Below are 11,672 nucleotides of genomic sequence, written 5' to 3'. Positions count from 1 at the left end.
CAAATCAATCCGCGAAGAGAATCACAGCTGCCACGCGCCCGATATAAAAAGATTCACAGTCTCGTAGGGTGGGCAAAAGCGAAGCGTGCCCACCCTACGAAATCATGCCGCGTGGTCGACCTTCAGCACACCGCGGCGGATCTGGTCTTCCTCGATCGATTCGAACAGGGCCTTGAAGTTGCCCTCGCCGAATCCGTCGTCGCCCTTGCGCTGGATGAATTCGAAGAAGATCGGTCCGATCGCATTGGCCGAGAATATCTGCAGCAGCACCTTGGTCTGGCCGCCATCGACCACGCCCTCGCCGTCGATCAGGATGCCGTTCTGCTGCAGCCGCGCAACGTCCTCGCCATGCCCGGGCAGGCGCTGCTCGATCTTCTCGAAATAGGTGTCAGGCGGTGACGGCATGAACGGCAGCCCGGCCGCGCGCAGCGTCTCGATGGTCTGGTGGATATCGCGCGCGCCGCAGGCGATGTGCTGGATGCCCTCGCCGCGATAGAGGTTGAGATATTCCTCGATCTGTCCGGAATCGCCGGCGTCCTCGTTGATCGGAATCCGGATCTTACCGTCCGGGCTGGTCAGGGCGCGCGAGAACAGGCCCGAGGCGCGGCCCTCGATATCGAAGAAGCGGATCTGGCGGAAATTGAACAATCTGGCGTAGAAGCCGGTCCAGACATCCATGCGGCCGCGATGGACGTTATGGGTGAGGTGATCGATGTAATAGAGCCCCGAGCCCTCAGGCCGCGGGTTCTTCTCGCCGAGCCATTCGAACTCGAGATCATAGGCCGAGCCCTTCGCGCCATAGCGATCGACCAGATAGAGCAGGCTGCCGCCGATGCCCTTGATCGCGGGAACATCGAGCGTCTTCTGCGCGGCATTGTCGGCCGGCTCCGCGCCGAGCGACAACGCGCGCTCATAGGCACGCCTGGCATCGACCACGCGGAACGCCATCGACGGCGCGCACGGCCCATGCGCGGCGACGAAGTCATGGCCGTGGGTATCAGGCTCCTCATTGACGAGATAGCTGATGTCGCCCTGGCGATAGACCGTGATCTTCTTCGTCTTGTGGCGGGCGACCGCCACATAGCCCATCAGCTTGAACAGGCGGTGCAGCTCTTCCGGATGCGGATGGGCGTATTCGACGAACTCGAAACCATCCGTGCCCATCGGGTTGTCGGCGCTGATTTCGGCCGGCGGCGCATCGTGCGGAAATGGACCCATTGGCGATTCTCCCTACTTTGGTTGACGGAATCTCCGCCGACCGGGCCACAAGGTGCATGCAAAATGGCGCGCGATGGGCTAGCATCATGCACACTCTGTGCATCGTAACGGCAAATGGCGCATGATTCAGCTGGACACGTTCGATCTCAAGATCCTGGCCGCATTGCAGGACGACGGCCGGCTGACCAACCAGCAACTCGCCGATCTCATTGGTCTGTCGGCCTCGCAATGCTCGCGGCGACGGATGCGACTGGAAGAGGAGAAAGTGATCTCGGGCTATCACGCCGACCTCGCCGGCGAGGCGCTCGGCTTCGAGCTGATCGCCTTCATCCAGATCACGCTGGCGACGCACTCGCCTGACAACGCGAAGAAATTCCGGGAACTGGTCAACCGCGTCGACGCGATCCAGGAAGCCTATTCGCTGACCGGAGACGCCGACTATCTCTTGAAGGCCGTGCTGCGCGACCTCAAGAGCCTGTCCGACATCGTCAACAATGTGCTGATGCCGCACCAGAGCGTCGCCCATGTGCGCTCTTCGATCGTGCTGGACCGGCTGAAGGAGAGCGCGAAATTGCCGTTGAGGGCGTTAGGCACGTAGCATGGCGCAAACCGAGGGAATTCCGTCATTCGAATTGCGGGCCTAGTTTGCGATGATCCGTCCCGCTTCAGCCTGAGAAACGACCATGGCGCTGCAACTGCGACCGAACTGTGAATATTGCGACAAGGATCTGCCGCCGAACGCGACGGAGGCGATGATCTGCTCCTATGAATGCACCTTCTGCGCTGATTGCGTGGAGCACAGACTGTTCAACGTCTGCCCGAACTGCGGCGGCGGCTTCGCGCCGCGGCCGATCAGGCCTTTGCAGGAATGGCGCGCCGGCGTGTGCGTGGTCAAGCAAACGCCATCGGAGAAGCGGGTGCATTTGAAGTACAGTGTCGAGGATGTGGCGGCGCATTCGGTACGGCTACGCGATATTCCGCCGGAACAGCGGTGACTGGTCACACTCCGTGATTGCTAGCTGCCCACCCTACCAAGTTCACTCCACCGCCACGATCGTGCCCTCGACCTCACCGAAGCCGACGCGATAGCCGTCGCCCTGGCACCAGCCGCGCATGACGAGCGAATCGCCGTCTTCGAGGAAGGAGCGCTTGATGCCGCCTGCAAGTTCGACGGGCTCGGTGCCATTCCAGCTTATCTCGAGCAGGCTGCCGCGCTGGTCCTTCTCTGGCCCGGAGATGGTGCCACTCCCCAAGAGATCGCCGATATTCATGGCGCAGCCAGAGGAGGCGTGGTGCAGCAATTGCTGCACCGAGGACCAGTACATGTATTTGAAATTGGTGCGGCAGATCCGCGCCGGCTCGTTCATCCCGGCCGCATGCAGGCTTACGTCGAGCGTGAGATCATAATTGTTCGGCTGCGTCTGGCGCAGATACGGTAAGGGCGCGGGCTCCTGTATCGGCCCTTGCAGGCGGAACGGCTCCAGCGCCTCGCGCGTCACCACCCATGGGCTGATCGAGGTCGCGAACGCCTTGGCCTGGAACGGACCGAGCGGAACATACTCCCATTGCTGGATGTCCCGCGCGCTCCAGTCGTTCAGGATCACGAAACCGAAGATCATCTCTTCGGCTTGTTGCTCGCCCAGCATCTCGCCCATCGTTGACGGCTGGCCGACCACGACGCCCATCTCGAGCTCGAAATCGAGGCGCTTGCACGGACCGAAGCTCGGCGCGTCCACATTTGGCGGCTTCAACTGGCCGCGCGGCCGGCGCACTTTCGTGCCGCTCACGACGACAGTCGAAGCGCGGCCGTTGTAGGCGATCGGCATGTGCAGCCAGTTCGGCTGCAATGCGTTGTCCTTGCCGCGGAACATGACGCCGACATTGGTGGCGTGCTCCTTGGACGAATAGAAGTCGGTGTAGCCGGCGACCGTGATCGGCAGGTGCAGCTTCACGTCGGCCATCGGCACCAGCGCACGCTGGCGCAGGCGCTCATTGTCGCGCAGCTCGGGATGGTCGTGGCGCAAGAGTTCACTGATCCGCGCGCGGGTGCGCGACCAGACCTTTGGACCAAGAGCCATGAACGGGTTGAGCGAGGACGCGGCGAATACCGCGGGTTCGACCACATCGATGCGGCAGTCCTGCGCGAGCTGCCAGAGATCGAGCACGTAATCGCCGATCGCAACGCCGATGCGCGGAGCCAGACCGTCCTTGGACGAGAACACGCCGTAGGGCAGATTCTGGATCGGGAAATCGGACGCGGGATCGACGTCGATGAAGGAGCGAAGTTTTGGATCGTTGGGGTGGGACATGCTTTCCTGCCGGATCTTTATGATGCATTCTCCACTCGTCATTCCGGGATGCGCCGGAAGGCGCAGGCCCGGAATCCATTTTGCCGCAGACGCAGTGGACAGATGGATTCCGGGTTCGCGCTTCGCGCGCCCCGGAATGACCGAGAGAGCTTATACTATGGCCTGCCCGGATCGAACCGCTTCTCCAGTCCCTTCCAGCAATCGGCGTAGTCGTCCTGCAGCGTCGCCGACTTCGCCGCGAATTGGGTGACGCGCTGCGGAAAGCGGGTTTCGAACATGAAGGCCATGGTGCCCGTTAGCTTCACCGGCTTCAACTCGCCATTGCTGGCGTGATCGAACGCCTCGCGGTCGGGGCCATGCGGCAGCATGCAGTTGTGCAGCGAGATGCCGCCGGGGACGAAGCCCTGCGGCTTGGCGTCGTAGACGCCGTAGATCAGGCCCATGAACTCCGACATGATGTTCATGTGGTACCAGGGCGGACGGAACGTGTTCTCCGCCACCATCCAGCGCTCCGGGAAGATGACGAAATCGATATTCGCGGTGCCCGCGGTCTCCGACGGCGAGGTCAGCACCGTGAAGATCGAGGGATCGGGATGATCGAACGCGATCGCGCCGACCGGCGAGAAGGTGCGCAGATCGTATTTGTACGGCGCGTAATTGCCGTGCCAGGCGACCACATCGATCGGCGAATGCGGCAGCGTCGTCTTCCAAAGCGAGCCGCCCCATTTCACATAGAGCTCGGTCGGCGTGTCCTTGTCCTCATAACTGGCGACAGGCGTCAGGAAGTCGCGCGAATTGGCCAGGCAATTGGCGCCGATCGGGCCACGCTCCGGCAGCGTGAAGGCGCCGCCGTAATTCTCGCAGAGATAGCCGCGCGCGGGACCGTTCGGGATCTCGACGCGGAATTTCACGCCGCGCGGGATCACCACGATCTCGCCGGGCTCGGCATCGATGCGGCCGAACTCGGTGACGAGGCGAAGATTGCCCTGCTGCAGCACGAACATCATCTCGCCGTCGGCATTGTAGAAATGCTGGTCCACCATCGATTTGGTGATCAGATAGACATGCGCCGCCATGCCGGCTTGCGTGTTGGCGTCGCCGGCCGTCGTCATGGTCTGCACGCCCTGCAGGAACGTCTGTTCCTGCGACGGCATCGGCGCCGGATTCCAGCGGAGCTGCTCGATCGGCATCTCGTATTCGTGGCAGGGCGCGGTGCGCCACAGCCCGGCATCGGCTTTCTCAAACCGGCCGGAGTGTTTCACGGACGGCCGAATCCGATAGAGCCACGAGCGCTCATTGGCGCCGCGCGGCGCGGTGAAGGGCGAGCCGGAGAGCTGCTCGGCATAGAGCCCATAGGCGCAGCGCTGCGGCGAGTTGCGCCCGACCGGCAGCGCGCCGGGCAAGGCCTCGGTCTCAAAGCTGTTGCCGAAGCCGGACATGTAGCCCGGCGTGATTTGCGCGGAGCTCTTGGCGATCACATCAGGCGAGGTGTTGATGTTCATGGTCATCCTCCTCCTTGCAGCGCGGCCCACATTTCGCGGTCGCGCTTGTCGGTCCAGATCACGGGATCATCGATCCCGGACGCTTCGTCATGGGCGCGCGAGACGTTGAACGGCAGGCAATGCTCGTAGATCGCGAAGCTCGAGAATTTCGGATCCATCACCTCGCGCGTCGCCGCCATCGTCTCCTTCAGCGTGCGCCCTTTCGCCACGGAGGCCTCGGCTGCGCCGTAGAGCGTCGTGACGAAATCACGCGTCATCGCGATCGCCTCGCGCCCAGTGGCAAGGCCTTTCAACGCATCGCCACGACCGGGCGCGATCGCCTTGGGATTGAAGGCGCGGATCTCGTTCAGCGTCATCGGCCATTCGCGCAAATGCGCATCGCCGCAATAGCAGGCCGAGTGATATTCGATGAGATCTCCGGAGAACATCACCTCGGCATCCGGCACCCAGGCGACGATATCGCCGGATGTGTGGCCGGCGCCAAGCTGCATCAGCCGCACTTCGCGCTTGCCGAGATAGATCGACATCTCGCCCTCGAAGGTGAGCGTCGGCCAGGTCAGGCCGGGAATGCTCTGGGCGTCCTGGAACAGGCGCGGGAAGCGGCCATACTCCGAATCCCAATCCTGCTGGCCGCGCTCCGCGATCAGGCGATAGGTCTCCTGCGAGGCAACGATGCCTTGCGCCTTGTAGGCGGAGGCGCCGAGCACGCGCACCGCGTGATAATGGGACAGCACGACATATTTGATCGGCTTGTCGGTCACGGTGCGTACGCGCTCGATCACCTTGTTCGCCATCGCCGGCGTCGCCTGCGCGTCGAACACGAGGCAGCCGTCTTCGCCGACGATCACGGCGGTGTTGGGATCGCCCTCGGCGGTGAAGGCGTAGAGATCGGTGCCGATCTCGGAGAAGGTGATCTTCTTCTCCGCAAGATCCGTGGTGGACGCAAAGCCTTTTGCCATCGGGTGTCCTCGTTATTGTTGCTGCTGTTGTTGCTGCTGCTGGCTCGCCTCCAGCATCCGCCGCTTGGCGAGCGCGATCGCTTCGCGCAGCACGTCGATGTCGCCGATATGGTTGGCGAGCACGAGCACCAACGCGGCATCGAGATCGGCGCTCTGCGCCTCCGTCAGGCCGCGATGCGCCTCGACGACGGCACGGAAGGCATCGTCCGGTTTTGCGAAGTTCGAGCTGGTCGACAGCGCCATGGCAACCTCAATTGAATCCCGTCGCCCGCGCCAGCGCCGCCTCTAACAGCGGCTGCGTCGGGAGACGGAAGCGTGCGGCGATATAGCCATCGGGCCGCAGCAGATAGGCGGTGCCGGGTTCGGCATCGTACCGCTTGCCGACGAGACCGGTGGCATCGGCGAAACCATCGTCGCCACCGATCCGGATCGTATTTACGCCATCCGGCACATCCACCGCGGCGCCATTACCAAACTCCAGCAGCGTGAACCCCGTTCCCGCGCCGATAAACGCCTCGGTCAGGAACTGCGGATTGCCGCTGCGCCCGGCGATCGGCGCATCCGGCATGGACGCGCCCGGCCGTGGCCCGCCGCACCATGCGTCACCATCCGGCGTCGACAGCGGCGTGTCGTAAACCGACGGCACCGACAGCCGTCCACCATTGACCATGCGCTTGCCGAACTCGGTCTCCTTCGCCAGCGCCAGCACCGCCTGGCGCAGCCGCGCCTCCTGCCGCGAGTTTGGCGCCATGAAATCGGTGGAGCGGGTGGATTCGCGGATGTTCTCATCGGCCGCGGCGCTGCGCTCGATGTGATAGCTCTCGAGGAGCGATTCTGGAGACGTCCCGCGCAGCACGCAGTCGAGTTTCCACGACAGATTCTCAGCGTCCTCGAGCCCGGAATTGGCGCCGCGCGCACCAAAGGGCGAGACCTGGTGCGCGGCGTCGCCGGCGAAGATCACGCGGCCGTGGATGAACTTGTCCATCCGCCGGCACTGGAACTTGTAGAGGGAAATCCACTCGAACTCGAACTTGTCGTGGCCGAGCATGCGCGCAATCCGCGGCCGCACATTTTCCGGCTTCCTTTCATGCATCGGGTCTGCGTCCGGATGGAGCTGCAGATCGATCCGCCAGACATCGTCCGGCTGCTTGTGCAACAGCGCCGAGCGCCCGGCATGGAACGGCGGGTCGAACCAGAACCAGCGCTCGGTCGGGAACGCTGCTGTCATCTTGACGTCGGCGATCAGGAACTGGTCCTCGAACACCTGGCCGGAAAATTCCGCGCCGACCATTTTGCGCAGCGACGAGCGTGCACCGTCGCAGGCGATCACGAAGGAAGCCCGAATCCTGTAGGCGCCCTCCGGCGTCTCGATCGTCAGCGCCACGCCATCGTTGCGGCTTTCCAGCGCAACCACCTTGTTGCGCCAGCGCAGGTCGATCGCCGGTAACTCGCGCACGCGATCGACCAGATAGGCCTCGGCATAGAATTGCTGCAGGTTGATGAAGGCCGGCCGCTTGTGACCGTCCTCCGGCAACAGGTTGAACTGATAGAGCTGGGAGGCGCCATGGAAAATCTTACCGACGCTCCACACCACGCCCTTCTCGACCATGCGGTCGCCGACGCCAAGCCGGTCCCAGAATTCCAGCGAGCGCTTCGAAAAGCAGATCGCGCGCGAGCCTTCGCCGATCCGGTCGGCGTCGTCGAGCAGCACTACAGGTTGCCCGCGCTGGGCAAGATCGATTGCGAGCGACAGCCCGACGGGGCCGGCGCCTACCACGACGACCGGATATTCAGCCGTGTCGGCTGCCACCCGATCCTGGTCGGGATGCCTCAGATAGCCGAACTGGTTGTTGGCCTGCGCCATCCGCTCAAACCCTTGCCGCTTCCTCGTGGCCCTGTTAAATTAGTCTCACGTGCAACGATCTTAAACTCCCTGACGGCACTGCCGTCAACTCCCCTCGGAGGCATTTTGACGAAATCGGTTTCGAGCGACGACATGGCGGCGACGCGATCCGAACCCGACTCGGTCGCGCCGCAGGAGGACGCGGCGGCCAAGAAAAGGCTCGACCTCTTCCACTTCATGCCGTTCCGCCTGAACCGATTGGCGGCGGAGGTGAGCTCGGCGCTTTCCGCCGAATATCAGGCGCGCTACGGGCTCGACATTCCCTCATGGCGCGTGCTGGCGACGCTCGGCTTCCGCCGCGAAGCCTGCAGCGCGCAATACATCGCCGATTGCACGCGGACACATAAGTCGACCATCAGCCGCGCCGTCACCACGCTGATGGAACGGCAGATCATCGAGCGCGTCGAGAATGCCGACGACCGCCGCGAATTCCGCCTGCAGCTCACCCGCAAAGGCAAGGCGCTGTACGAGGAACTGATCCCGCGCCTGCTCCGAAGGGAGCAGGAGATTTTCTCATGCCTGTCGGCGCAGGAGCGGCGGCAACTCGGAAAACTGCTCGGCAAGATCGAGCATGGACTTGAGCTGGTGCAGACCAGCGAAGAGGCGGACGCGAAGGAAACGTATTAGAGCATGATGTCATTTGGTTGAATCGGCGTGACCGCGGTTGTCCACCTCTCCCATAGGGAGAGGTCGGCGCGCAGCGCCGGGTGAGGGGTTACGGTTCCTCGATGGAGCTCATCCCCCTCACCCGGATCGCATCTCACGATGCGATCCCACCTCTCCCCGATGGGGAGAGGTAAGGCACTTCCGACGTGGCGCCAACTCGACCTTAATCTCATCATGCTCTAATTCGCTGGCGCTGAGAACCAGAGCTTGAACTGAACACCCGGTGACTGATCGAGCAGCTCGATCCGGGCGCCATGGAGGTGGGCCACGGCGGCGACGAGGCTCAGTCCAAGGCCGTTTCCAGGCGTGTAGCGGCTCTGCTCGAGCCGGTAAAACCGCTTGAAGACATGGTCGCGTTCGCCGGGAGGAATTCCGGGCCCGTCATCGGTGATCGCAATGACGGCCTCCTCATCGACGTTTTCGCAGGCAACGACGATCTTGCCACCGGCGCGACCGTGCTTGATGGCATTGTCCACGAGGTTGGCGATGGCATCGAACAACAGATCGCGGTCGCCGGTCACCCGCACCTCGCGGTCGCCAGTGATGGAGAGATCGGTACCGTCGCGCTCCGCCGCGGCGTCATAGAGCTCGACGACCTCGCTTGCGATCTCGACCAGGTTCACGTTGCGAAACGCGCCCTTGCGCACCTGGGTCTCGATGTGCGCGATCCGCGTGATCGAGGAGAACATCCCCAGGACGGCATCGAGGTCCGCGATCGTGTCGCCGATCAGCGCTAGATCTTTCTCGCCGATACGTTCGCCGTGATAGGCCTTCTCCAGCCGTCCGCGCATCCGGGTGAGCGGCGTCCGCAGATCATGGGCGACATTGTCGCTCACCTGCTTGACGTCTCCCATCAAGGCCTCGATGCGGTCGAGCATCAGGTTCAGATTCTCCGCCACACGATCCCATTCGTCATGGCTGCCGCGCAGCGGAATGCGCTTGTCGAGGCCGCTTTGCATGATAGCCCGGCTGGTGGCGTTGATCTCTTCTATTCGTCCCACTGTCCGCTGCGTGACCAGGATGCTCGCCACCACCGCAACCACGAACATCAGGAAAATGATTGCAATCACCGCCGCCCAGATCTTGGCGGCGAAGCTGTCGAGGTCGCTGATATCAGTTCCCACCAGTAGACGATCGCCGCCCGGCAGCGTTGCAGACATGGCACGAAACCGCGATTGTCCTGCGGCATCCGGCGCACGAGGGGCATGAAACTCCGTCCATCCCTGCGCAGTCGTGGCCGCCGAAGGCCATTTGTCGAGATTCCCGGCGAGAACGGCGGACGCATGATCGACCAGAAGATACAGTTTTTCTGCGGAACTGCTGTCGGCCACCCGGTTTCGGATCAGCTCAATCAATTCCTTGCGTCCTGATCGCTCGTAAGCGCCGAGCAAATTGGAATATTCGGCCATGATGGCCTGATCTGATCGGCTGCGCACGAAAGAGGCGGTCGACAGATAGACATAGGCGAAGATGGCGGCGGCGATTACGCCAAAGGTCACGATCGCGGCCAGCGCCAGCTTGAAGGTCGTCGACCTCAGGGTATCAGCCAGGAGCACGGAGACAGTACCCCATGCCGCGGACGGTATGGATCAACGGATAGGCCTGCTGGTCGTCGACCTTGCGACGCACGCGTCCGACATAGACGTCGATGATATTGGTCGAGGGATCGAAGTGGAGATCCCACACGTGCTGCAGCAGCATCGCGCGGGAGACAACGCGGCCTTCGTTGCGGACCAGATACTCCAGAAGCTGGAATTCCCGCGGAAGCAGCGGAATGGCCTTGCCGCCGCGGTTGGCGGTGCGCGAGATCAGGTCGATGGCGAGATCGCCGACCCGCAGGATGGTGTCCTTGGCGATGGTCTCGCTGCGCCGGCCAAGCGCTTCCAGCCGCGCCAGCAATTCGACAAAGGAGAAGGGCTTGACCAGATAGTCATCGCCGCCGGCGCGCAGGCCACGGACCCGATCATCGACCTCGCCGAGCGCGCTGATGATCAGGAAGGGAGCAGCGACGCCACCGTCGCGCAATTGACGCATGACCGTGAGGCCATCGATGTCGGGAAGCATGCGGTCGATCGTGATCACCGCATGATCGCGAGACGTGCCGCGCCGCAGGGCTTCGTTGCCGCTCGCGGCCAGATCCACCTCATAGCCGCTGCTCGTGAGTTGCTCGGCGAGTTGGCCGGCAGTTTCCGCGTCGTCCTCGACGACGAGAATGCGGCGATGACCTGCCGTCATGGTCTTCTTCCGGAATGACTGGCCACGAACGCGCGGCGTTCCTGCAGCCCAGGACGTCGCGCAGCTGGCTTTGTCGGAGACGCTCATCGTACTCCGATGGTTGCGCGGGACGGCTCACATGAATGTGACGGTCACCCAAGGCCCACCCGGCGAGGCTGCGCCGGAAGGTGCCGTGTCGCGCTCATCACACCGTGGTTCGGCAGTCAGTAGTAACCGTCGTACCCGCAGACGTTGACCCACTGCAGCCCGTAGCCCGTCCACACTTGAGTCCAGCAGTCGTCGTAGTAGCCAGCGTAGGCGGCGTAGCCGAAAGGCACGCCGATGAACGCAAAGCGATTGAAGCGGTTGCGGAAGAAGCGGTTATGGAAGCCATGCCGGAAGGCTGCGCTTCGAAAAGCTGCGCCTCGAAAGCCGGGGCTCGCGAAGCGCGGCGCGAATGCAGCATTCGCATTCGCGAACCGCGCACCGGCAAACCGCCCACCCACAAAACGCGGTCCTCCGCCGATGGTAGCAAAACGCGGTCCTCCGCCAATGCTCGCGAAACGCGTCCCTCCACCCATGCCGCCGAAGCGCGGACCTCCGCCTATGGCGTGCATCCCGCCTCCGAAGCTACCGCCGCGGAAACCTCCGGCCATGCCGCCGCCGTGAAAGCCGCCGCCCATGCCGCCGCCATGGAAGCCACCGCCGCCGCCCCCGAAGCCACCGCGAGCGAAGGCCGGCGACGCGAACGCAAGCGCGGTCGTGAGCGCACCCGCGATAAGGGAATTGACGAGCTTGCTCTTCATCCCGATTCCTCCCTGGTTGAATTGCAGCGACGCATCGCGTCGCAACAGGAGAACGATCAGGAGAGCTAAAAGCTCCTTCGACTTCAACTGACAAA

The 11,672-nt window shown here is 63.1% G+C and carries 11 protein-coding genes and 1 pseudogene; 3 read left to right on the top strand and 9 right to left on the bottom strand.

Going from position 1 to position 11,672, the window contains the following annotated elements; genetic code table 11:
- Positions 1-102: 102 nt before the first annotated feature.
- A complete protein-coding gene (hppD, locus tag ACZXDY_RS29190; protein WP_464347879.1) occupies positions 103-1,218 on the bottom strand; it encodes a 4-hydroxyphenylpyruvate dioxygenase in 1,116 nt (371 codons plus the stop codon).
- Positions 1,219-1,339: 121 nt separating this feature from the next.
- Between hppD and ACZXDY_RS29185 the strand changes: the two genes are divergently transcribed.
- Both ACZXDY_RS29185 and ACZXDY_RS29180 read left to right on the top strand, forming a co-directional pair.
- Positions 1,340-1,816, top strand: a complete 477-nt coding sequence (locus tag ACZXDY_RS29185; RefSeq protein WP_456644055.1) for an Lrp/AsnC family transcriptional regulator — start codon at positions 1,340-1,342, stop codon at positions 1,814-1,816.
- 85 nt (positions 1,817-1,901) lie between these two features.
- On the top strand, positions 1,902-2,213 hold the full coding sequence (locus ACZXDY_RS29180) for a DUF1272 domain-containing protein (protein WP_028162348.1): 312 nt from the start codon (positions 1,902-1,904) through the stop codon (positions 2,211-2,213).
- Between the two features lie 42 nt (positions 2,214-2,255).
- Here ACZXDY_RS29180 and fahA read toward each other — a convergent pair whose 3' ends face one another.
- The 5 genes from fahA to ACZXDY_RS29155 form a co-directional block, all read right to left on the bottom strand.
- Positions 2,256-3,527 (bottom strand): fumarylacetoacetase, encoded by a 1,272-nt coding sequence (fahA, locus tag ACZXDY_RS29175; RefSeq protein WP_464347878.1) that lies wholly within the window; start codon positions 3,525-3,527, stop codon positions 2,256-2,258.
- A gap of 155 nt (positions 3,528-3,682) precedes the next feature.
- Complete coding sequence (gene hmgA / locus ACZXDY_RS29170) at positions 3,683-5,029, bottom strand: homogentisate 1,2-dioxygenase (RefSeq protein WP_028162350.1); 1,347 nt, start codon at positions 5,027-5,029, stop codon at positions 3,683-3,685.
- A gap of 2 nt (positions 5,030-5,031) precedes the next feature.
- Positions 5,032-5,988 carry an MBL fold metallo-hydrolase gene (locus tag ACZXDY_RS29165; RefSeq protein WP_028162351.1) on the bottom strand — a complete coding sequence of 319 codons (957 nt, stop codon included), beginning with the start codon at positions 5,986-5,988 and terminating at the stop codon, positions 5,032-5,034.
- 12 nt (positions 5,989-6,000) lie between these two features.
- Entirely contained in the window at positions 6,001-6,231 is a 231-nt protein-coding gene (locus ACZXDY_RS29160) for a DUF2783 domain-containing protein (protein WP_028162352.1), read from the bottom strand.
- A gap of 7 nt (positions 6,232-6,238) precedes the next feature.
- On the bottom strand, positions 6,239-7,852 hold the full coding sequence (locus ACZXDY_RS29155) for an FAD-dependent oxidoreductase (RefSeq protein ID WP_464347877.1): 1,614 nt from the start codon (positions 7,850-7,852) through the stop codon (positions 6,239-6,241).
- A gap of 132 nt (positions 7,853-7,984) precedes the next feature.
- On the opposite strand from ACZXDY_RS29155, the gene ACZXDY_RS29150 reads away from it, so the two are divergent.
- Positions 7,985-8,518 (top strand): MarR family winged helix-turn-helix transcriptional regulator, encoded by a 534-nt coding sequence (locus ACZXDY_RS29150; RefSeq protein ID WP_028162354.1) that lies wholly within the window; start codon positions 7,985-7,987, stop codon positions 8,516-8,518.
- Between the two features lie 218 nt (positions 8,519-8,736).
- On the opposite strand, the pseudogene ACZXDY_RS29145 reads toward ACZXDY_RS29150, so the two are convergent.
- From ACZXDY_RS29145 to ACZXDY_RS29135, 3 genes and pseudogenes are all read right to left on the bottom strand, one after another.
- Positions 8,737-9,672: pseudogene (locus ACZXDY_RS29145) on the bottom strand (sensor histidine kinase); the annotation flags it as partial.
- Between the two features lie 427 nt (positions 9,673-10,099).
- On the bottom strand, positions 10,100-10,792 hold the full coding sequence (locus ACZXDY_RS29140) for a response regulator transcription factor (protein WP_028162685.1): 693 nt from the start codon (positions 10,790-10,792) through the stop codon (positions 10,100-10,102).
- 203 nt (positions 10,793-10,995) lie between these two features.
- A complete protein-coding gene (locus tag ACZXDY_RS29135) occupies positions 10,996-11,577 on the bottom strand; it encodes a hypothetical protein (protein ID WP_464347876.1) in 582 nt (193 codons plus the stop codon).
- Positions 11,578-11,672 lie beyond the last annotated feature (95 nt).

The sequence above is a fragment of the Bradyrhizobium sp. LeoB3 genome (assembly GCF_055456055.1).
This window is presented reverse-complemented; position numbering and strand designations above follow the sequence as displayed.

Excerpts from the sequence above, each read along its gene's own strand:
- hppD (WP_464347879.1), bottom strand. The coding sequence starts at position 1,218 with ATGGGTCCATTTCCGCACGATGCGCCGCCGGCCGAAATCAGCGCCGAC.
- ACZXDY_RS29185 (WP_456644055.1), top strand. The coding sequence starts at position 1,340 with ATGATTCAGCTGGACACGTTCGATCTCAAGATCCTGGCCGCATTGCAG.
- ACZXDY_RS29180 (WP_028162348.1), top strand. The coding sequence starts at position 1,902 with ATGGCGCTGCAACTGCGACCGAACTGTGAATATTGCGACAAGGATCTG.
- fahA (WP_464347878.1), bottom strand. The coding sequence starts at position 3,527 with ATGTCCCACCCCAACGATCCAAAACTTCGCTCCTTCATCGACGTCGAT.
- hmgA (WP_028162350.1), bottom strand. The coding sequence starts at position 5,029 with ATGAACATCAACACCTCGCCTGATGTGATCGCCAAGAGCTCCGCGCAA.
- ACZXDY_RS29165 (WP_028162351.1), bottom strand. The coding sequence starts at position 5,988 with ATGGCAAAAGGCTTTGCGTCCACCACGGATCTTGCGGAGAAGAAGATC.
- ACZXDY_RS29160 (WP_028162352.1), bottom strand. The coding sequence starts at position 6,231 with ATGGCGCTGTCGACCAGCTCGAACTTCGCAAAACCGGACGATGCCTTC.
- ACZXDY_RS29155 (WP_464347877.1), bottom strand. The coding sequence starts at position 7,852 with ATGGCGCAGGCCAACAACCAGTTCGGCTATCTGAGGCATCCCGACCAG.
- ACZXDY_RS29150 (WP_028162354.1), top strand. The coding sequence starts at position 7,985 with ATGGCGGCGACGCGATCCGAACCCGACTCGGTCGCGCCGCAGGAGGAC.
- ACZXDY_RS29140 (WP_028162685.1), bottom strand. The coding sequence starts at position 10,792 with ATGACGGCAGGTCATCGCCGCATTCTCGTCGTCGAGGACGACGCGGAA.
- ACZXDY_RS29135 (WP_464347876.1), bottom strand. The coding sequence starts at position 11,577 with ATGAAGAGCAAGCTCGTCAATTCCCTTATCGCGGGTGCGCTCACGACC.